We start from the raw sequence: 22,139 nt of genomic DNA on the forward strand, positions 1-22,139 counted from the left end.
CTAACTATTAAGCAGTAAACAATACCTTTTTGTATATTGGCTTCTGTTCAGCCAATTCATACTTATCATGCTGCGTGCCCATAAAGGCGAAATACCTATCCTCTATTGGCTATTGCCTTTTATAGCCGGCATAATACTGCAGGTTTATTTTACGGCAGAAGGCTGGCTGCAGTTAGCTGTTGATGTTTTTACTGTATCCTGCCTTCTTTTTATTGGACTTAATAATTTTTATAACATCTTAAAACTCTACCGCCACATGTGGATAGGTGGCGTTGTTATGCATCTGTTTTTGCTATGCGCAGGCTGGTTATGCAGTTACTGGCACAACGGCTTAAACGACGCTGAACATTTTGCCAGGCAAAAGGCAAATTACCTTATTGTACAAGTAAACAGTGAGCCGGTACATAAAGGAATTTACACCCGGTTTGTCGCTAGTGTAAAACGTACAGGTTTACAGCGCAAACTTAGGCCTGCTACGGGTAAACTTCTGGTTACTTTAGTTGCCGATAGCAATACACATTTAGTTAAATATGGCGACCAGTTGCTTATACCCGCAAACTACAAGGTAACCGACCAGCCATTTAACCCGGCCGAATTTAACTACAAGCGCTATTTGGCCCATCAAAACATTTACCATCAAAGCTTCATCACCCGCCGTGAGTTTAAAAAATTGCAACAACAAACAGGCAACACTATTATTGCTTATTCATTAGCAGTAAGGCAGCATTTGGTTAAACAGATTGGCCTTTATTTTCATGACGCCGGTGCCGCGGCAATCGCCTCTACCCTTTTACTGGGGTACAAAGCCGATTTAAGCGACGAGGTATTGCAGGCTTATTCAAAAACCGGAACTATACACGTATTATCAGTTTCCGGGGCGCATGTGGCGGTATTCTTCTGGCTTATCACGCTCCTGCTAAAACCCTTTAGTCATAACCGTTACGGCAAGTTGCTTAATGCATTACTTTCACTAACGCTTATATGGGGCTATGCCATTCTAACAGGCCTTTCTCCAGCGGTGTGCAGAGCTGCGCTAATGCTAAGTATGATTATAGTAAGCAAAGCCAGCGGCAGGCCTGTACATGCGTTAAATGCTTTGGCAGCATCGGCTTTCGCATTGTTGTTATATGATCCTTTTTTGCTGACTGATGTGGGTTTTCAACTGTCGTACCTGGCTGTTTTTGGTTTGGTAGTGTTCCAGCCCATTATTTATGAACAATTTAACTTTAAGCAGGCCTATGCGCAAAAATTGTGGTACGCTTGTTCAGCCTCGCTGGCTGCGCAACTCATCACGTTTCCTTTAAGCGCTTATTATTTTCACCAATTCCCGGTGTACTTTTTAGTGAGTAATTTACTTATAATGTTACCGGCCGAAGGCATTGTGCTTATTGGGCTTACATTCTTGCTGTGCACCTACATTCCGGGCGTATCAGTTATTTGCCAAGCTTTATCTTATCTGCTTGAGCATTTAATACTGCTCATGAACAAGCTGCTTGCGCTTATTGAGCATTGGCCATATGCTACCATCAGCCGCATTTGGCTATCACCCTGGCAGCACCTCGTACTTTGGTTAATGATTTTAGCTTTCATCTATTTACTCCTTTATAAGCGGAGCCGCGAGCTAAGCATTTTATTAGTGGGCACTCTAATCCTATGTACAGCGTTTAGTTGGAGTGCTATACAGTCGGCTTCGGAATACCGGATGGTGTTTTTTAATGTAAAGAAAAACTCGGCCATCCTGTTTCAAAAAGGCAACCAAGCGGTGGTATTAACAGACTTGAAGGAGAAAGATAAAAATTATCAGTACAGCATACAGCCTTGTTTAGATAGCCTGGGTGTTGATAGCACCGTAATTTGTAACGCTAATCAAAACTTGCAATTGCCGTATTTTAAAAAGCAAATGAACTATGTACAGTTTGTTGATAAATCGGTACTGTTAATTAATACTGCTTTGCACAAAACTTGGCCGTCACAAAAAATATCGGTCGACTATTTATTTTTCACGCACAACCCGCACGTTAATCTCCGCACCATTAAGCAAAACTTTAATTTTAAATACTTTATTGCAGATGCTAACAACTCCATACAAAGGCTTCACATGCTAAAAGCAGAGGGCGACAGCATGAATTTAAAAATAAATTTTCTGAAGCGTAACAATTGCTTTATTGTTGCATCTAAATACTAAATTTAAACTTTAGGTTTAATCATTAACTGCATAAATTAAAATCATGAATAAACTATTTACTGCTGTAGTTGGCCTGGCCTTATCAGCAACTGCATTAAGTGCAAGCGCACAAAAATCTTATACCGAAGGTTTAGCTGTTTACGAAGCTAATGGCATGGAAGGCAAGGTTTACTTTAAAGGCGACTCATCTGCCACATTGATACAAAGCGGACCGGCAGCCGTTAAAAGACTTGCTTTTAAAGATGAATATTCAGCAACCGTTATTGACGTTCCTGTGGCAAGCATTAAATGGGCAGCAGTAGCTACACCAGGAGAGCTTGAAGAAGAATTAGCAGGATTGCCATCTTTCACCTTTACACCTACCAGCGAAACCAAAGTTATTAATGGTTTTAAATGTACTAAGGTAACAGCTAAAGACACTAAAAGTAATACCACTTATGACACTTGGGTAACTAAAGACATTAGTGCGCCATCAAGTGCATTTGGTATGATGTATGCTAAAGCAGGTGGTTTTCCTGTGCAATTTACCATGAGCATGATGGGACAAACCATAACCAATACGTTAAAAGCTATTTCTGATTCAAAAGCACCTGCAGGTACTTTTGGTATCCCGGCTGGTTTTGAAAGAATTACCATGACTGAGCTTAAGGCACGAAGTCCAAAAAGATAACTTGCGCTAAGCGCCATCAAATAAAAAGGCCTTGTACAATGTACAAGGCCTTTTTATTTGATGGCAATATATAAAAGTGCTTATGCCGCAGTTTCTATTTCGGCTTTTACTTCACTCACCCAATTTTCAAACAATGCGGTTTCAATGGCAACAGCCTTGTTAGCATGTATCTGCCAATCAACCGAAAACTGCTGAAGCTGGTTAATCATCTCTTCCAGGTGCCCTTCTTCTTCCAGTATAATTGATTTGACGTTTACTTTGCTGCCGGCTTCAGTAAGCGCATCCTGATAAACTGGGTATAGCTCATCGGCGCGTACTTCAATAGCATAGGTAACCAACAGGTAGGCAGCAAAGCGCAACTCTTTACCTGTTAAACTTAAGGCCTGCTTTAAATAGCGGCAAACGTCAATATCTAATTGGTTTAAATAACGTTTGCTATGTGTGGCTGCCAGCAGATAATTGGGCGCATATGTAGGTAGTTTCTCTGATTCTATTTTCTCTATCTGCTTTTTTAAATAAAAAGCATGGCGATGCTCCTCGGCAGCGTGTTTTAATATGATGTAGGTAACCGTAGCCGGATCTTCACTAGCCGATATTTTGCGGGCGCCTGTATTTTCCATCAGCGAGAGGGTATTTAACCAACGCGCGTGTAAGGCATCATTGTTAACTATAAAAGTAAAAAGATTCTTTAGTTCCATAAGGGTTAAATTGTATCCAACGCTTGCTGAATGGTGCTGTAAATATAGCTTAGTTGCTCGTTGGTTATGCAATACGGAGGTAAAATGTAAATGATGTTACCTAGCGGGCGCAGTACAATACCTGCACGTAAAAAATATTGATAGAGGGTATCGCGCAGGCTGTTAAAATACGAGGTATCGTTACCGGTCTCCCACTCCATTGCCAGTATAGTACCGGTTTGCCTAACTGTACGTATACGCGGGTGATGTTTAACCTGCGTTGCAAAAACCCGGTGCTGTTCTGTAATACGTTTAATATTAGCTGCTGTTGATGGTTCTACAAACAGATCCATACTAGCCAATGCCGCTGCGCAGGCTATAGGGTTAGCCGTAAAAGAATGCCCGTGAAACAGCGTTTTTAATCGATCGTCAGACAAGAAAGCATCATATATTTGCCGGGTACAAGTGGTAACACCGAGCGCCATAGTGCCTCCCGTAAGCCCTTTAGAAAAGCACATAATATCGGGCTGCTGTAGCAAGTAATCGCTGGCAAAAGACTTGCCTGTGCGGCCAAAACCGGTAAATACCTCATCGGCGATGGTAAAGATGCCTTCTTGCTTACAATGCTTCATTAACTCATCCAGCCAGATAGCCTCATACATAATCATCCCGCCCGATCCCTGCACCAACGGTTCAAAAACGAAACAGGAAAGTTGAGATTTGAGGTTTGAAATCTGCGATTTGAGTTGGCTTATGTTTTGTTCTGTGGGGAGATCAATAAACTCCACATCAAACAATAGTTTTTCGAAGGCATTGGTAAACGCGCTACGGCCGCTTACAGCCATGGCGCCAAAAGTATCGCCATGATAGGCATTTTTAAACGCAACAATTTTAGTACGTTGCTCACCTTTATTGTGCCAGTACTGCAGGCACATTTTTAAGGCCACCTCTATAGCTGTAGAGCCATTGTCTGAATAAAAAACCTTGCGCTGATTAGCCGGCAGTAAATCCAAAAGCCGTTCGGCCAGTTCAACCGCCGGTTTATGCGTAAAGCCAGCAAAAATTACATGCTCTAGCTCCCTGAGCTGTTCAGCTACTTTTTGGGCTATGTAAGGGTGTGCATGCCCATGTATGTTTACCCACCATGATGATACAGCATCTATATAACATTTACCTGCTTCATCATACAAACAAGCACCCTCCCCTTTCACAATGCCAATAGGCGCTGCCGCAGTTTGCATTTGGGTGTAAGGATGCCATATTACTTTAAGGTCACGTTCGGTTAAGTTCATTTGTTGTTCTTCAATAGTTCAACCACATACTGGTCAATCGGGAAGGTTACGTCCTCTCCCTTCAAGTCATTCAGTTTTTTCCACCGGAAGGATTGCAGGGTTTCGCCTTCACCATCAAAATCAAAAGGCTTGGTCTTAATAGCAAAGTTTAAAGAAGATGTGTTTTTAACGATGTAGTACACACTGATAAGCTGCGAATTATTAAAGGCCGACTTTACAAAAAAATCAGTTGTATAAAAATGGCTGAGTATTTCAACTGGAGTATTACACTCCTCCATAAATTCGCGCTTAAGTGCTTCTGTGAGTCCCTCACCAAACTCCACACCGCCACCCGGAAATTTAGTAAACTGGTAGCCTTTCTCTTGCTCATCAGTCAAAAGTATCTCTTGCTGCTCATTCAGCAGCAAACCGTACACTCTTACGTTAAAATACATTATTCGTAGTGCTTTTTATTACGGATGATGTTTTCCATGGTCCACTCAATATCCACACGCTTAGCCTCAGAACGAATAGGGCAATTAGGCATACTGCAGTAATGGCAACATTCGGGTATGCATGGGTCGGTATGGATAAATAGTTCCGTAGCCACTCCAGCTTTTTCATTTATCATTTTATCAACCAATGTTACTTCCTGGTGTACACGGTTCAAATCAAAATAATTGGGCAACGTCATGTGGCAATCCAGGTGTAGCTCATGGCCGTACTTCTGCGCCCGTAGGTTGTGTATATCAATCCACTCTGCCTTCCGTTGCTCGTTCAACACTTTAATAATATGCTCTACAACGGCAAAATCGGTCTCATCCATTAATCCGGCTACCGATTTACGGATGAGTTTGTAACCCGTAAAACAAATAAACAAGCCCACAGCTATTGATAAAACGCCGTCCAGCCATATTAAGCCGGTAAAATAGATGAGCAGTAAGCCTAGCACCAAACCACCGCTGGTTACCATATCGGTAAGTAAGTGGCGGCCGTCGGCATCAAGCGTTAATGATTTCAGCGCCTTGCCCCGGTAAATCATATAATACCCCAAAGCGCCGTTTATAGCCCCCGTTGCGCCTATTATAACGGCACCAATTAACAAATCGTGAATCTGCTGCGGGTAAAATAGCCCGTATACCGACTTAAACAAAATACCAACACCAGCAACCGATATCAATGCTCCCTCCAAAAAAACAGAAAAGAATTCTACCTTTCCGTGGCCATAAGGGTGATTTTCATCGCGGGGGCGCGAGGCAATATATATGCTGAAAAATGCAAATGAACTGGCTACTACATTTACAATGCTCTCAGCAGCATCGGTTAATACAAAGTTAGATGCCGTGATGAAGTAGGCACTGAACTTAGCCAGCATTAACACCACACTTACCACCAACGCTATTATGATTATATTCCTCTTCTCGTTCAATGCCTTAAAAATGTAGGCAAATTTAATCATAAGCAGTTTAAATACGGGTAAAGTAATTTTCTATATTTGCCACAACTTGATTTTTAACTATGAGTGCACTAAGTGACAGAATTAACAATTTGTCTGAATCACAGACAATTAAAATGGCCAAAATGGGCCGCGAACTGGCCGCAAAAGGTGTTGATGTAATCAGCCTGAGCTTTGGCGAACCCGACTTTCATACGCCCGAGCATATAAAGGAAGCCGCCAAGCAAGCCATGGACGATAACTTTACTTACTACACCCCTGTAGCTGGGTATCCTGAATTGCGAAAGGCCATAGTGCACAAGCTTAAAACTGAAAACAATTTAGATTACGACTTTACTGATATAGTGGTATCAACCGGTGCCAAACAGGCTATTGCCAATGCAGTATTATGCCTCGTTAACCCAGGCGAAGAAGTGATCATACCTACGCCTTATTGGGTATCTTACTCGGAAGTGGTAAAACTGGCCGAAGGTGAAAGCGTGTTTATTGACACCACTGTTGAGCAAGACTTTAAAATTACGCCTGAACAACTGGAAGCTGCCATTACCGACAAAACCAAGCTGTTCATGTTCTCTTCGCCATCAAACCCAACTGGTAGCTTATACAGCAAAGCTGAACTGGCTGGACTTGCAGAAGTTTTTGAGCGCCACCCGCAGGTTTACATCCTTTCGGATGAAATTTATGAGCATATCAATTATGTAGATAAGCATGAGTCGATTGCGCAATTTGCCAGCATTAAAGACCGAGTGATTATCATTAACGGCTTTTCCAAAGCCTACGCCATGACCGGCTGGCGAATTGGGTATACCGCATCAAGCAAAGAATTGGCTACTGCCTTTGATAAGATGCAGGGACAAATCACATCAGGCACCTGTTCAATTACGCAACGCGCGGGCACTGCTGCTTACCTGGGCGGGTTAGATTCTGTTTTAGCGATGCGCGTTGAATTTAAAAAACGCCGCGATTTAGTGTACAGCTTACTGCGTGAAATTGAAGGACTGAAAGTTAATCTGCCTCAAGGTGCATTTTATTTCTTCCCTAATGTTACAGCCTTCCTTGGTAAGTCATACAACGGCCGGGTTATAAATGATGCCGACGAATTAAGCATTTACCTTTTGGAAGAAGCGCATGTAGCAGTTGTAGGCGGCCTTTCATTCGGTGATCCAAAATCTATCCGAATATCTTACGCTGCTGCTGAAGATAAATTGATAGAGGCTTGTAAACGTATTAAGAAAGCATTAGCACAACTGCAGTAATATTACAACTGATATAGTTATACTAAAACAGAATGCCAGGCTAAATAGTCTGGCATTCTGTTTTAGGTATAATTCCAAATGACAATTATATCCATTAAAAAAGCCTTAGCATATATACTGCTAAGGCTTAAATATTTTCTAGGTGCTCTCTTTTAGAAGTTGAAGGTATAAGCTATACGCAGAGCAATAAAGCTTACATAATCATCTTGGTGATTCACGTTTTCGTACCGGAACGAAAAATCGAGGTGGTTGGTTTCATAACCAACTGATGGGGCCAGGAATTTGCTAAAGTGAGATTTGGTTCTGACATCGATATAAGGATCAGCATATGCTACGCCAACCTCACCACCTAAATAAAACTCTGGTAAAAAGTACGCCTTAGCACCTAACCTTAATGGTATTAATTTTAAATCTTGTCTTAAAGCTGCAACCCTTGATACGGTGGTATTAGCAGGAATTACAAAATAACCTACGCCTAAAGTAAGACCCAAGTTTTGTGTAACATCATATTGGTACTTTAAAGAAGCGCCAACACCTGGTTTATAAGTTTTACTGCCTGGGTTCATGTTATAAAAACCATCTATACCCACATTAATGTGATTTGAGTATTGGCTATAACGTTCGTTATTACCTAATAGCTGCGCCTTAACAATGGTTGAACAAAAAAGAGCAGCTATTATAGCAAGTAAAAGCAAAGATTTTTTCATGGCCACATGTGATAAAATAACTTCACGAATATAATCTTAATAATTAACATTTACATAAAATAAATACACTTATTGAAGAAAATATTGTAATTGTAACTACAAATTAGAATATTATCAAAAAAGTATGTGTTTATATACAAATACCTACAAAAAGCAATATTTCACACTTTAGACCACATTTTGGTACACAAATCAAAAAAAATGGCCTTCCGAAACCGGAAGGCCATTTTAGTTTTTAGTTGTTATATTAATTATAATTTAAAGCCGTAAGCTAAACGGGCTGCAACCATACCGTAGTTAGCATTTTGACCAGAAAAACGCTCGTAACGAACGCCAAGGTCAACATTAGTCCATGAATAACCGATACCTGGAGCAAGAATTAATTTAGTGTTTTTATCAAAACCTTCAACATTCTGACCTTTAATTGCTCCGAAAACTGAAGTTTCGAAACCGGCACCAACTTCACCTTGTACGTAGAAACCGCCACCAGCGTAAGCTTTGATACCAAACTTCACAGGCACAACACCCATTGATTTGTAGCTGATATCATTGTTATTGCCAGCAATTTTCACAGCATCAGCACCGAACAAGTGATAATAACCAGAAGTTAATGTAAGGGCTACACTGTTACCTACACCATACTGTAATCTAGCAGTAGCACCTGCCATAGCCTTAGTAAGCTCACGTACATCGCCAACCGGCACACCACCTTCTAAACCGATACCGAATCTCCAGGCGTTTGGAGGGGTTGTAGATTGTGCCTTAACAACGTTTGATGCAAATAAAGTGGCAACGGCAAATGATGCAGCTGCTATAACTTTTGTCAAATTTTTCATAATTGTGTTTTCTTAGATTTGTGTGAAATTTTAAAATCACGTACAAAATTGTACACAGTGCCCTTATCAAATACTTTGCCATTCGGGTAATTTGCTTACTCAACTGCCATTTTTACCAACGATTTTGCACAGCTTTCTCAATATTTCCCTAGCGGACCACATCAACCATCATACTGATTTTCAGTTCACTTTCTTATCTTTATCTTTCACTAGTTAGCCAAACATCATCCTAATGTTAAAATCTGTTAAGATCATTCTGCTTTTGGTCGCAATTGCATGCATCAACTGTCATGTTGTTGCACAAAACAGTTTTGTTAAGGTTAAAGGACACCAATTTTATCGTGGCGCCGCCCCCTATACTTACATAGGCGGCAATTATTGGTATGGCGGTTTATTGAGCGCTGTTAAAGGTGAGGCTGGCAAACAACGTTTAATACAGGAGCTGGACTTTCTGAAACAAAATGGCGTTACCAACCTGCGTGTATTGGCTGGTTCAGAAGGTGAGCCGGGCAGCTACTATTACAGCGTAGCCGAAACTGCACAGCCTAAACAGCAAAGCTATAATGAAGAAGTATTAAAAGGCCTGGATTACCTTTTACAGCAAATGGGTAAAAGACACATGACTGCCATTTTGTATTTAACCAACAATTGGCAATGGAGCGGTGGCCTTGACCAATACCTGCAATGGAATGGCTACGGCCAGGGCCCTCTCCCACAAACAGAAAATTATAGCTGGGATAAGAATAAGGCCTACACTACCCAATTTTACAACTGCCTTCCCTGCCAAAACGACTTGAACGCTTACATAAAGCATCTGGTAACGCGCACCAATACTTACACCAATAAAAAGTATATAGATGATACGGCTATTATGGCTTGGGAATTGGCAAACGAACCCCGCCCTATGACGGCTGCCAATAACGACAAGTATCTAGACTGGATAGCCCGTACCTCCAGTTTGATAAAGGGCTTGGACAGAAACCACCTGGTTACTATTGGCAGCGAGGGCGATATTGCTTCCGATATGGATAGGACCGTTTATGAAAATGCAAATCGTTTACCGGGCATTGATTATCTGACCATACATATTTGGCCCAAGAACTGGAACTGGTTTAAGGATACATCCATTAGCGTTGGCTTTAACGATGTACTCAAAAATACGAAGAATTACATTGATCGGCATGTAACCATAGCCGAAAAGCTGAACAAACCATTAGTTATCGAAGAGTTTGGTTTGCCACGCGACCTGCATTCCTTCGATCCAACATCCAGCACATTATGGCGTGACAAATATTACCATTTCGTTTTTTCCATATGGCAAAGCAGCGTACAAAAACAGGGCGTTATAAATGGCGCTAACTTTTGGGCCGTAGGTGGCACAGCCAGAGCCAAGCCGGAGCAAAAATATTGGTGGAAACCCGGTGATGATTATACCGGCGACCCACCGCAGGAAGAACAAGGTTTAAACGCCGTGTTTAATACCGATGACAGTACCTGGAAAGTGATAAGGAGCTATACTAAGAAATAAAAAGTTTTCTAAACAATGAAAGGTATACTTTCAATCATAATAACGCTTGTTACCGCATAATAGCCCCCTTAGCTTATGCAATTTATCACTCGGGGTTAGCGCCATTGTTTTCGGTGCTTTATTATTAGTTCTGTCGGTGCTTGTCTTAAGCAATGCTGTTATAATTTAAAATACTTCCCTGAAAATGAAGCACGCATTATTAACGCTTTTTGTATTTGCTAAATTATCGCTTTGCGGTTTACAAAGCCAACAGTTAACACACACTTTTATATCAAAAAAGCCCTCGTACCTATATATACACACTAAGATACACTAACGGCGGCTATTATTAACTGCAAGAAAAAGGTATATAAACAAAAAGCCACTGCAATATTTGCAGTGACTTCTTTTGCAGACTGATGGTTTCTTATGCCTCAGGCAATGCTTTGCCTTTATCGTCGCGGTTACGTTGCATTTCGGCTAGTTTTTCTTTACCGTATGCCAACTTGGTAATTAAATAATATAGCACTGGCACAATAAATATAGCCATGGAAGTAGCTGCAAGCATACCACCAAATACGGTCCAGCCAATAGTTTTACGAGCCTCGGCACCGGCACCGGAGGCTAGTATTAATGGCACTACACCCAGGATAAACGCCAGCGAGGTCATAATAATTGGTCTCAAACGCAGGCGCACCGCCTCAAGGATAGATTCTTCCAATTCGTGCCCTGCATCCACCCGCTCCTTGGCAAATTCCACAATCAAAATTGCGTTCTTTGCCGACAGACCAATGAGCGTAATTAAACCAATTTGTGCATAAACGTTATTGGTTAACGATGGCAGGAAGGTAAGGAACAGGATAGCCCCGAAAGCGCCTAAAGGTACGGACAGCAGTACTGAAAACGGAACCGACCAGCTTTCATATAAGGCCGCCAGAAACAGGAATACGAAGCCTATAGACAAGGCAAAGATGTACACCGTTTTAGATCCCGATAGCATCTCCTCGCGGCTCAAACCCGAAAATTCATATCCGTAACCTTCGGGCAAGTACTGTGCTGCCGTTTCCTGCAAAGCCCGTATAGCGTCGCCGCTACTGTAGCCCGGCGCCGGACTACCGTTTACCTCTGCCGAACGGAACAGGTTATAGTGCGATATTAACGGCGCGTTCTCTATAATTTTATAAGAGGTTAGTGTACTCAATGGCACCATGGTACCAGCTGAGTTCCGCACGAAGAACTGACCCAGGTTTTGTATACTGGTACGGTAAGACGTATCGGCCTGTGCCACCACTCTGAAGTTACGACCGTAAATGGTAAAGTCGTTTATATAAGCACTACCCAGGTAGGTTTGTATAGCGTTGTTGATATCGGAGATTTGTACACCCAGGCGTTTGGCCTTCTCGCGGTCTACGGTTAATTGATATGCTGGCGTACGCGCAGTAAAAAACGAGAACGAACGGGCAATTTCTTTGCGCTTGCCTAATTCGGCAATAAAGCCCTGCAATGTTTTTTCAAACGTTTTGATGTCACCACCTGCCTGCTTTTCCTCAAATATAAAAGAGAATCCGGCGGTATTACCTAAACCCGGAATAGCCGGCGGCTGAATTACGACTACGCTTGCCTCTTTATATTTAGCCAGTCTTTGTTGCAGCGTGGCCACAATACCTGTGGCGTTTTCTCCATCGCCCTTACGCTCATCCCAAGGTTTCAGCTGCACAAATATGGTTGCACTGTTTGATTTACTGGCAAAGTTCACTGCATTCAATCCACCCAAAGCGGCGTAATGACCTATACCAGGGATGCTGTCCAGTGTGCTCATCATGCGTTTTAGCATGTCAACAGTTCGCTGGGTTGATGAACCTTCAGGTAAATCGTAGGTCACATAAATACGGCCTTCATCCTCAATAGGTAAAAAGCCCGATGGTTTACCTTTAAACAAAAACACCGTACCAACAATGACGCACACTAACAATATCATGACCAGTTTAGAGGCTTTGATGCTCTTGTCAACGCCTCTGCCATACTTATTGGTAACACGGCCAAACCAAGTATTGAACTTATAGAAAAACCTGTCTAGCCAACCTTTAGAGTTTTCGTCTATCTTGTGTGGTTTTAAAAGAAGAGTACATAAAGCCGGGGTTAATGATAAAGCTACAAAAGCCGAGATTAATACAGAAATAGCAATAGTGATAGCAAATTGCTGATACAAACGCCCAACTATACCCGGCACAAAACCCACCGGCACAAACACTGCCGCCAAAATTAAGGCTATGGCAATAACCGGTGCAGATATATCGCGCATGGCATGCTCTGTAGCTTCACGCGGCGAAAGCCCTTCCTCGTCCATATAATGCTGCACGGCCTCTACCACCACAATGGCATCATCCACCACAATACCAATAGCCAGTACAAACCCGAACAAGGTTAATGTATTGATGGTAAAACCAAGTGGTATAAAGAAGATGAATGTACCGATAATAGATACCGGAATAGCCAGTACAGGGATCAAGGTAGCTCTCCAGCTTTGCAGAAACAGGAACACTACAATAATTACCAAGCCTAACGCTTCAACCAAAGTGTGAATTACCTCCTCAACCGATACTTTAACAACTGTTATCGACTCAAAAGGCACCACATAATCAATATCAGCCGGGAAGGTTTTCTTTAACTGATCCATAGTGGCATAAACACCTTCGGCAGTTTCCAGTGAGTTACTGTTAGGCGCCTGGTATACCAACAGGTATGACGCCCGTTTGCCATCCACAAAAGAGTTACCGGTATAGTTAAATTTACCTAATTGTACGCGCGCTACGTCTTTTAAATGCACCAAAGCACCTGTATTGGGTTGTGTACGTACTATGATATTTTCAAACTCCTCGGGCTTAGCTAAACGCCCCCTGGTTAATACCGTATATTCAAATGTTTGCCCGTTCATGGCTGGCGGTGCGCCTACAGTACCTGCAGCTACCTGTACGTTTTGCTCCTGTAAAGCAGCTGTTACCTCACCTGCTGTCATACCGTATGAGGCCAGCTTGTCAGGCTTTAGCCATATACGCATACTAAAATCATCTGCACGGGTGAATACGTCGCCCACTCCTTTTGTACGCAACAAGGCATCGCGTACAAAAACGTTGGTATAGTTATCTACAAAGGTTACATCGTGCGAGCCTTTAGGCGAGTACATAGCCACCAGCATCAGGATGCTGGGATTACGTTTACGTACGGTTAAGCCTAAACGCTGTACTTCTTGCGGCAAGGTTGGTTGCGCAATACTTACCCGGTTCTGCACGTCGAGCGCGGCAATGTTAATATCGGTACCTACTTCAAAGTTTACCGTCATGCTCATTTGGCCATTGCCGGTACTGTTACTTTGCAGGTAGGTCATGCCCGGCGTACCGTTTACCTGCACCTCAACCGGCGTAGCCACTGTTTGCTCCACCGTTAAGGCATCAGCTCCGGTATAGTTACCGGTAACCTGTACCGTTGGCGGTGTAATATCAGGATACTGCCCTATAGGCAGGCTCATTATGGCAAGTATACCCACTACAACTATAACTATCGATATAACGATAGCGGTAACGGGCCGTTTTATAAATACATCTGCAATCATTAGTTCTCTTTATTTGCTTTAGCCTGAAGGCTCGAAACTCTATGGAGTATGAACTCCGTTTTGTCATCTTAAACCTTGGTGAGCGATCTCTTTAATCGATCAATTAACCGCTCCAGAAAGATTTCTAGTCTATGCCCGAAATGACAAATATGTTATGTTGGCGCTACTGCTTCGGTTTATCACCAGCTTTGCCAGCTCCGGCACCGCTGCCCTGAGCACCACCGGCAGGGCCACCTTGTGCAGGCGGCATACCCAATGTGATTTTGCCTTTATCGCGTAAGCGCTGAAAACCTTCTGTAATTACCTTCTCTCCTTCTTTAAGGCCAGAGGTGACAACTACATTCGCATTAACGCGTGGACCCAAGGTGATTTTGCGCTGCTCGGCAATGGTATCTTGCGCAACAAAAACAAAAAACTCTCCCATCTGCTCTGTTACTGCTTTATAGGGTATCTGTATCTTATCGCCCGATTCATCATTCAATACATTCAGTACCGCACTCATCCCATCCCGAAGGCTATCCTGCGGATTAGGAAACTTAACACGCACTTTAACAGAACCTGTGAGGCTGTTAACACCACGGTCTATAGCGTAAATGCTGCCTTGCTGGTTATACATATTGCCACTGCTCAGCTTAAGCCTGAAGGTTGAGTCGGTAGTTTTCTTTTGCAAGTGATAAAAACGATCTACATTTTGCTCATTAATCACAATGTCGACACCAATAGGTCGCTCGCTTGATATAGTGTTCAGCAGCGTAGTTCCGGGCGATATTTGTGCACCCAACCTTACCTGCGAAATACCAATTCGGCCGGTAAACGGCGCACGAATCTGCGAGTATGATAAGTTAGTTTGTGCCGTAGTAACGCCCGCCCTGGCCGACTCTACCTGGCTTTGTGCCGTAGCCAGTGTAGCCACTGCCTGGTCATAAGTTTGACGGGCAACAGCATCTTGCTTTAACAAGAACGTATACCGGTCTGCATCTTTTTGTGCACGTACAAGATTGGCCTGCGCGCTCGAAAGATTTGCCCTGGCCTGCTGATACGCCGCCTGAAAAGTACGTCGGTCAATCTCATACAGTACTTTTCCTTTAGGCACTACTTCACCTTCTTTAAAAAATATACCGGTTATAAAACCAGCTACCTGTGCACGCAATTCAACACTGCTCAGCGCTACTACGGTAGCCTGGTACTGGTCATAATAAACAGCGTTTACTATTTTGGCTTCGGTTACGTTAACCGGTGTTGCCGGCGGGGCTGCAGCTGCGGCATTTTTGTCTTTACTTTTACACCCCGACCATAACAGCAATGCTAAAGGGATGGCTGATAAGATATATCTGTTTTTCATCATATATTAAATGGATTAGCGCACAGGCAGTGTTCCAAGCGCACGCTGTAAATCAATTTTGCTGGATAATAGTTGGAATAACGCGTTATAATAATTCAATTCGGCGGTACGCAGATCGGTTTGCGCTACAATCAGGTCCAGATAGGTTTTAACACCCTCACGGTATTGCAGGCTTACTACCTTATATACATCGCGGGCAAGCTCCACATTTTGCCCCAGGAACTGGTAATTACTGAAGTTGCTTTTATAATTGGCTAAAGCCTGCACATATTCGGTGTTAATAGCATTGCGGGTATTTTCCAAATCCAGATCAACACGTTTCACCTGCAGGCGTGCCTTGCTTAAGTTATGCAAACGGCGTCCGCCTTGAAATATGGGTAAGCTTAAGCTCAAACCCACCAGCGAGGTTGGAAAAGCGTCGCGGTATAGCTTGGAGAAGTTGTCATTAAAGTATAACATGTTGTAAGAACCCACAGCCGATAGTGACGGCAGGAAACCATACTTGTAATAACTAACATTAATGCTTTGCAGGTTCTTCTGCGTTTCCAGCAAGCTATACTCTATGCGGTTGTTCACATTAAGCACCTGGTTGGTATCAACGGCTATCTCGCGCTCTAAACGGGTCGAATCAAACTGCAGGTTTAATGGTCTTTGCGGTAGGTAACCCATTTGCTGCTTTAAAAAAGCTGTCCGGCTGTTAACCTGCTCCGTTAGTTGCTTGCGTGTAGCCAGCGAATTATTTAAGCCAATAGTAGCCTGCTTGGCGTCAATTTTATCGGTAACGCCGGCCTGGTAACGTGATGTGGCATCTCTTAAATTGCGACGCAGCCGGGCTATATCTTCTTCAATAATATCCAGCTGGCGTTGCGACAGCAATACATCAAAAAAAGCTTTGCTAACATTAGCTACCACATCAATTTTTACACTTTGTGTATTCTGATTGTAATACTGGCGTGAATACTTGGATGCTTTCGAAGCTTGCCACACATCATTATTATAAAGTACCTGACTGGCCTGCACACCTAACGAAGACACATTGTTGGCCAGCGCTAACGCGGATTGCTGCGTACCACCGGTTGCTCCCCCAGTACCAGCGCCTGTGCCTGTTCCAGTGCCTGTGCCACCGTTTCCGGTGCCGCCTGTGCCTGTACCAGCTCCCCCGGCACCTGTATTACCTGTTCCTACATTGGCGCCTGTACCTATAGTGGTACGCTGTAAATAACGCTGGTAACTGCCCGATGAGTTGATTTGTGGTAACCATGCGGCCAGACTTATGCGTATATCGCGCTCATTGATATCTTCATCAATATTGGCCTGGCGCACGCCTGGTTGATTGCGCAATGCAAAATCTATGCACTGTTGTAAGGTTAAATTAGTAGCTGTTGTATCTCTTACACTTTGTGCAAAGAGCATACAGGGCGTAACAATTAAAAAAGTTATAATATAGAACGGAACAATTTTTTTCATAAGCAATACCCGGTGCTCCTACAGAACGTAGGACACAGTTATTAGTTTTTCATTTAGTAATTAGAGGTGCCGCAAAAATTGCACTTTTTACAATGGAAAGCAGGTTATGAATAAAATTTTTACACAAAAAAGGTAATTGGCGTATAGCTTGAAAAAAAGTAGGATATTTTAAAACATTTTAGAAAACTGTGATAATGATTTCTAAAATTTTTGATTACTTTGCCGAATACATAATATTGGGTTAAACTACAATATTTAAAAAATTTACATATCAAGTATAAGTTTTAAGCTTTTTGATTGGTATTTTTACAAAAAATTTAAGCAGGGTTAATACATGCGTAAAAGACTACATGATAAAATTGCTCAGTTTACAGACGCTGAAGACATCAGAAAACAGGGATTATACCCATTTTTCAGACCAATCACGTCGGGACAGGACACTGAAGTAATTATTGATGGACAGCGGGTACTGATGTTTGGTTCGAACTCTTATTTAGGTTTAACCAACCATCCAAAGATTAAAGAAGCTTCGAAGAAAGCTACCGACCAATATGGTACTGGCTGTGCCGGTTCAAGGTTTTTGAACGGCACACTTGATATACATATTGAATTAGAAAACAGGCTGGCCGCTTATGTTGGCAAAGAAGCTGCAGTGCTTTTCAGCACCGGCTTTCAGGTTAACTTAGGCGTGTTATCCTGCATCACAGGACGTAACGATTACTTAATTTTAGACGAATACGACCACGCTTCTATCATTGACGGCAGCCGCTTATCATTTTCGCGTGTTATAAAATACGCTCATAATGACATGCAGGACCTGCAACGCAAGTTGGCGCTGCTACCGGAAGAGGCTGTGAAAGTTATTGCCGTTGACGGTATCTTTAGCATGGAAGGTGATATTGTTAAGCTGCCTGAACTTGCTGCTATTGCCGAGCAATATGGTGCTAACATAATGGTTGATGATGCGCATAGCTTAGGTGTGATTGGCCATAAAGGTGCGGGTACTGCCTCTCACTTTAACATGACCGATGACGTTGACCTGATTATGGGTACCTTTAGTAAGTCATTTGCATCATTAGGTGGTTTTATAGCTGCCGATCATGCAACTATTGATTACTTAAAGCACCGTGCGCGCTCACTAATGTTTAGCGCGAGTATGCCTCCGGCATCGGTAGCTAGTGTAATTGCTGCTTTAGATATTATAGAAACGGAGCCTGAACGTATTGAGAAACTATGGGATAACACCAATTATGCCATGAAGCTTCTGATAGACGAAGGCTTTGACCTTGGACCTACTGAAAGCCCGATATTGCCTATATATATACGTGATAATGCCAAAACTTTTATGGTAACCAAGTTACTGCAAGACAATGGTGTGTTTGTTAATCCGGTTGTATCTCCGGCTGTGCCTTCCGATTCATCGTTACTGCGTTTCTCATTAATGGCCACGCACACTTTCGACCAGATCGACGAAGCTGTAGACAAAATATCACGCGTATTTAAAGAGGTGGGTGTAACCACTGTTAAAGAAAAAATATGATCAACATTACTGCGGTAAGTTCCAAAAAGGAACTTGCCGCTTTCATCGACTTTCCGCACGATTTGTATGCCAATGACGCAAATTATGTTCCGGAACTGTTCATCGCCCAGCGCGACCTGCTAACCACCCACCCCTTCCACAAACACTCATCATTACAATGCTTTTTAGCGTATGATAATGGTAAGATTGCCGGAAGAATTGCAGCTATCTTTAACACCAACCACAACAAATTCAATAACGCCAGCGATGGCTTTTTTGGTTTTTTTGACTGTGTAAATAATCAGGAGGTGGCAAACCTCCTTTTTGACGCGGCCACAAAATGGTTAAAAGAAAAAGGCGTTAATAAATTGGTTGGCCCTGCAAATCCGTCTACTAACGAGACTTGCGGTTTGCTGGTGAAAGGCTTTGACAGCGCTCCGGTGGTAATGATGCCTTACAATCCGCCTTATTATGTAGAGTTGCTGGAAAAAGTTGGCCTGCACAAACAGGTTGATCTGATTGCCTGGAGCTGGAAAGGACAGAACTATAACGACAAGTCGCTCCAGATGCTCGATAAGTTAAAGGAGCGCTTGCAACGGAATAGTAATGTTATTATACGTAAAATAAACCTTAAAAATTTCAAGGAAGAGGCCGATAGGTTGCGGGATGTATACAACCATGCCTGGGATAAAAACATGGGCTTTTTCCCAATGACCAACGAGGAATTTGATTACACTGCTAAAGATCTAAAACTTATTCTCGACCCTGATTTTGCTTACGTTGCGGAGCAAGATGGTAAAATTGTAGGCTTTGGTGTGGCTATACCCGATATAAACCAAATCTTAAAGACCATTAAAAAGGGCAGGTTGTTACCAACCGGTATATTTAAGCTGTTACTTAACAAAAAGAAGATTAATGGTATACGTATTATGCTTTTAGGCGTAATAGAAGGCCATCGTAAACTGGGTATTGAAGCCTGTTTATATGGTACCATTATAAAGGAGTATCGCCGCAAAGATTATAAGTATGCAGAAGCTTCATGGACGCTGGAAAACAATGAAATGGTAAACAGAGCCATTGAAGCCATTGGAGGCGACCCATACAAAACATACCGCATTTACGAAAAGGCTATATGAGTGAACGGGTATTAATTACCGGTGCCAGTGGGTTTGTAGGTTATCATTTAATTGAAGCAGCAATAAAAAACAATCTTGAGGTTTTTGCCGCTGTGCGTAAAAGCAGTAAGGTTGATCATTTAAAAGAGTTTAATATACAATACGCCTATACTAATTTTAATAGTGTAGAAGCACTCACTGCCGAGATTGAGCAAAATCAGTACGATTATATTATACATGCAGCAGGTGTAACCAAAGCCAACTCTGCAGCCGAGTACGACGCCATTAATACCGATTATACAGTAAACCTGGCTAAGGCCGCGGTAGCATCAGGCCGGATTAAAAAATTTGTGTTTATAAGCAGTCTGGCTGCTATGGGTCCGATTGCTACGGTTGAAGGTATAATCACCGAACAGAACGAGCAGTTGCCCGTTACGGCCTACGGCCACAGCAAAAGGCGGGCAGAAGAAGAACTTAAAAAGTTCACTTCCTTAAACTACGTAATTTTGCGTCCTACGGCTGTTTATGGCCCGCGCGATAAGGATATATTAATTGTGCTAAAGCAGTTTGCTGGTCGTTTTGAGCCTTATATAGGTAAAATAGATCAATACCTGAGCTTTATTTATGTGAAGGATTTGGCAACGGCTTGTATACTTGGTTTAACAAAAGGCAATCAATCGGCGTATTTATTGTCGGATGGCAAACGGTACGACCGTTATGAGCTTGCAAATATTACAAAACGCTTACTAGGCATTAATACTTTTAAAATACATTTGCCTGTAGGTTTTGTACGTGTAATAGCCGGTATAGCCGAAGGTGTTAGCCGGATTACCAAAAAACCATCGGCTCTGAATATTGAAAAGCTGAACGAGTTAACCGCTGTAAACTGGATTTGCAGTATCGAGAAAGCTGAGAAGGAACTTGAATTTTATCCGCAGTATGATTTAAACAGCGGCTTGAACGAGACCCTGAACTGGTATAAAGCAAATAAATGGCTGTAGCCGTATATTATATAAAGTAGAAAAATAAGAAAAATGGAAAACAACGTTAAACCTGCTAATGGCAAGCTTGGCATACTGATTCCGGGTTTGGGTGCGGTTGCTACCACCCTAATTGCCGGTGTTGAGGCAGTAAACAAAGGTTTGTCTAAGCCAATTGGTGCCCTTACACAAATGGGCAATATCCGCCTGGGCAAAAGAACAGAAAACCGCTACCCAAAGATTAAAGAATTTGTGCCCCTGGCTAACTTAACTGATATCGTTTTTGGTGGATGGGATGTATATTCAGATAACGTATACGAAGCAGCCGTTACCGCTGAGGTATTAGAGCCAGGTTTATTAAACTCTGTTAAAGCTGAGCTGGAGGCTATTGTGCCAATGAAAGCTGCGTTTGATAAAAACTACGCCAAAAATCTCGACGGTACTCACGTAAAAACCGGTACTCGTTTAGAAATGGCTAACGAGTTGATTGAAGACATTAAAAACTTTCAGGAGAAAAACGGTTTAGACCGCGTGGTAGTTTTATGGTGTGGTTCAACCGAAGTTTACTTTGAAGAATCTGAAGTTCACCAAAGCATTGTTGCATTTGAGCAAGGTTTGTCTAACGATGACAAGCTAATTGCACCAAGTATGCTTTACGCTTATGCAGCTTTAAAATTAGGCGTTCCGTTTGTAAACGGCGCTCCTAACTTAACAGTTGATATCCCGGCACTGGTTGAATTGGCCAAATACACCGAAACTCCAATTGCTGGTAAAGATTTCAAAACTGGCCAGACTTTGATGAAAACCATCGTTGCCCCAGGTTTGGCTGCGCGCGCTTTAGGCGTTAACGGTTGGTTCTCTACCAACATTTTAGGTAACCGCGATGGTTATGTATTGGATGATCCGGATAACTTTAAAACAAAAGAAGTTTCTAAACTGAGCGTATTAGAAGAAATTTTCAAGCCAGAAGCCAATCCTGATCTGTACGGTGATATGTACCACAAAGTACGTATCAACTACTACCCTCCTCACGGCGATAGCAAAGAGAGCTGGGACAACATTGACATTTTTGGCTGGTTAGGTTATAAGATGCAAATCAAAATCAACTTCCTTTGCCGCGATTCAATTTTAGCTGCACCGGTTGCTTTAGATTTGGCCTTGTTTTCTGATTTAGCTAAGCGTGCCGGCATGAGTGGTATTCAAGAATGGTTATCATTCTACTTAAAATCGCCACAAACTGCACCCGGATTAGCACCTGAGCACGACATCTTTAAACAATTAACCAAACTGCAAAATACCCTGCGCCACATGATGGGCGAAGATCTGATCACCCACCTGGGTTTAGATTATTACCAGGAAGTAGTTGATGCAATGTAATTTTAGATTAGTCATCTATTTAAAACGCCTTACAGTCTCTGTAAGGCGTTTTTGTTTTACGGGCATTTGAGTAGTATACTGTACCGGCAGCTTAACAAACGATAATTTCATGCAGGTCTCTTTTCAGCTCCCCCTTTTAGCACAAACCTTACATAGCAACATTT

17 protein-coding genes are annotated in these 22,139 nt (G+C 42.4%); 8 read left to right on the forward strand and 9 right to left on the reverse strand.

The window, feature by feature from the left end:
• Positions 1-67: 67 nt before the first annotated feature.
• Positions 68-2,185 carry a ComEC/Rec2 family competence protein gene (locus ABDD95_RS13760; RefSeq protein ID WP_345947909.1) on the forward strand — a complete coding sequence of 706 codons (2,118 nt, stop codon included), beginning with the start codon at positions 68-70 and terminating at the stop codon, positions 2,183-2,185.
• A gap of 43 nt (positions 2,186-2,228) precedes the next feature.
• Positions 2,229-2,855 carry a DUF4412 domain-containing protein gene (locus ABDD95_RS13765; protein WP_345947910.1) on the forward strand — a complete coding sequence of 209 codons (627 nt, stop codon included), beginning with the start codon at positions 2,229-2,231 and terminating at the stop codon, positions 2,853-2,855.
• Positions 2,856-2,935: 80 nt separating this feature from the next.
• On the opposite strand, the gene ABDD95_RS13770 is transcribed toward ABDD95_RS13765, so the two are convergent.
• Genes ABDD95_RS13770 through ABDD95_RS13785 form a run of 4 tightly spaced genes read right to left on the reverse strand, consistent with a single transcriptional unit; the run spans position 2,936 to position 6,262 of the window.
• Positions 2,936-3,553: a hypothetical protein gene (locus ABDD95_RS13770; RefSeq protein ID WP_345947911.1), complete on the reverse strand. Its 618-nt coding sequence runs from the start codon at positions 3,551-3,553 to the stop codon at positions 2,936-2,938.
• 5 nt (positions 3,554-3,558) lie between these two features.
• A complete protein-coding gene (bioA, locus tag ABDD95_RS13775) occupies positions 3,559-4,824 on the reverse strand; it encodes an adenosylmethionine--8-amino-7-oxononanoate transaminase (protein ID WP_345947912.1) in 1,266 nt (421 codons plus the stop codon).
• Positions 4,821-5,258 carry an NUDIX hydrolase gene (locus tag ABDD95_RS13780; protein ID WP_345947913.1) on the reverse strand — a complete coding sequence of 146 codons (438 nt, stop codon included), beginning with the start codon at positions 5,256-5,258 and terminating at the stop codon, positions 4,821-4,823. The genes bioA and ABDD95_RS13780 overlap by 4 nt, the downstream gene beginning before the upstream one ends.
• Positions 5,258-6,262: a cation diffusion facilitator family transporter gene (locus ABDD95_RS13785; RefSeq protein WP_345947914.1), complete on the reverse strand. Its 1,005-nt coding sequence runs from the start codon at positions 6,260-6,262 to the stop codon at positions 5,258-5,260. The genes ABDD95_RS13780 and ABDD95_RS13785 overlap by 1 nt, the downstream gene beginning before the upstream one ends.
• Before the next feature lie 59 nt (positions 6,263-6,321).
• Between ABDD95_RS13785 and ABDD95_RS13790 the strand changes: the two genes are divergently transcribed.
• Complete coding sequence (locus tag ABDD95_RS13790; protein WP_345947915.1) at positions 6,322-7,515, forward strand: pyridoxal phosphate-dependent aminotransferase; 1,194 nt, start codon at positions 6,322-6,324, stop codon at positions 7,513-7,515.
• 152 nt (positions 7,516-7,667) lie between these two features.
• On the opposite strand, the gene ABDD95_RS13795 is transcribed toward ABDD95_RS13790, so the two are convergent.
• On the reverse strand, positions 7,668-8,222 hold the full coding sequence (locus ABDD95_RS13795) for an outer membrane beta-barrel protein (protein WP_345947916.1): 555 nt from the start codon (positions 8,220-8,222) through the stop codon (positions 7,668-7,670).
• A gap of 251 nt (positions 8,223-8,473) precedes the next feature.
• A complete protein-coding gene (locus ABDD95_RS13800) occupies positions 8,474-9,058 on the reverse strand; it encodes a hypothetical protein (RefSeq protein ID WP_345947917.1) in 585 nt (194 codons plus the stop codon).
• A gap of 232 nt (positions 9,059-9,290) precedes the next feature.
• Here ABDD95_RS13800 and ABDD95_RS13805 point away from each other — a divergent pair, with 232 nt between their 5' ends.
• Positions 9,291-10,586, forward strand: coding sequence for a beta-mannosidase (locus tag ABDD95_RS13805; protein WP_345947918.1), 1,296 nt, complete (start codon positions 9,291-9,293; stop codon positions 10,584-10,586).
• A gap of 406 nt (positions 10,587-10,992) precedes the next feature.
• Here ABDD95_RS13805 and ABDD95_RS13810 read toward each other — a convergent pair whose 3' ends face one another.
• From ABDD95_RS13810 to ABDD95_RS13820, 3 genes are all read right to left on the reverse strand, one after another.
• Positions 10,993-14,175 carry a multidrug efflux RND transporter permease subunit gene (locus tag ABDD95_RS13810; protein WP_345947919.1) on the reverse strand — a complete coding sequence of 1,061 codons (3,183 nt, stop codon included), beginning with the start codon at positions 14,173-14,175 and terminating at the stop codon, positions 10,993-10,995.
• 163 nt (positions 14,176-14,338) lie between these two features.
• Positions 14,339-15,520: an efflux RND transporter periplasmic adaptor subunit gene (locus ABDD95_RS13815; RefSeq protein ID WP_345947920.1), complete on the reverse strand. Its 1,182-nt coding sequence runs from the start codon at positions 15,518-15,520 to the stop codon at positions 14,339-14,341.
• 12 nt (positions 15,521-15,532) lie between these two features.
• Positions 15,533-16,984, reverse strand: a complete 1,452-nt coding sequence (locus ABDD95_RS13820; RefSeq protein WP_345947921.1) for a TolC family protein — start codon at positions 16,982-16,984, stop codon at positions 15,533-15,535.
• A gap of 334 nt (positions 16,985-17,318) precedes the next feature.
• Between ABDD95_RS13820 and ABDD95_RS13825 the strand changes: the two genes are divergently transcribed.
• Genes ABDD95_RS13825 through ABDD95_RS13840 form a run of 4 tightly spaced genes read left to right on the forward strand, consistent with a single transcriptional unit; the run spans position 17,319 to position 21,975 of the window.
• The gene (locus ABDD95_RS13825) at positions 17,319-18,524 is read left to right on the forward strand and encodes a pyridoxal phosphate-dependent aminotransferase family protein (protein ID WP_345947922.1); all 1,206 of its coding nucleotides are present in this window, start codon (positions 17,319-17,321) and stop codon (positions 18,522-18,524) included.
• Positions 18,521-19,639 carry a hypothetical protein gene (locus ABDD95_RS13830; RefSeq protein WP_345947923.1) on the forward strand — a complete coding sequence of 373 codons (1,119 nt, stop codon included), beginning with the start codon at positions 18,521-18,523 and terminating at the stop codon, positions 19,637-19,639. Before ABDD95_RS13825 ends, ABDD95_RS13830 begins: the two co-directional genes overlap by 4 nt.
• On the forward strand, positions 19,636-20,619 hold the full coding sequence (locus tag ABDD95_RS13835) for an NAD-dependent epimerase/dehydratase family protein (protein ID WP_345947924.1): 984 nt from the start codon (positions 19,636-19,638) through the stop codon (positions 20,617-20,619). Before ABDD95_RS13830 ends, ABDD95_RS13835 begins: the two co-directional genes overlap by 4 nt.
• A 33-nt stretch (positions 20,620-20,652) precedes the next feature.
• Positions 20,653-21,975, forward strand: coding sequence for an inositol-3-phosphate synthase (locus tag ABDD95_RS13840; RefSeq protein WP_345947925.1), 1,323 nt, complete (start codon positions 20,653-20,655; stop codon positions 21,973-21,975).
• Positions 21,976-22,139 lie beyond the last annotated feature (164 nt).

Origin of the sequence: Mucilaginibacter sp. PAMB04274, from assembly GCF_039634385.2 — a bacterium.
GTDB lineage: Bacteria > Bacteroidota > Bacteroidia > Sphingobacteriales > Sphingobacteriaceae > Mucilaginibacter.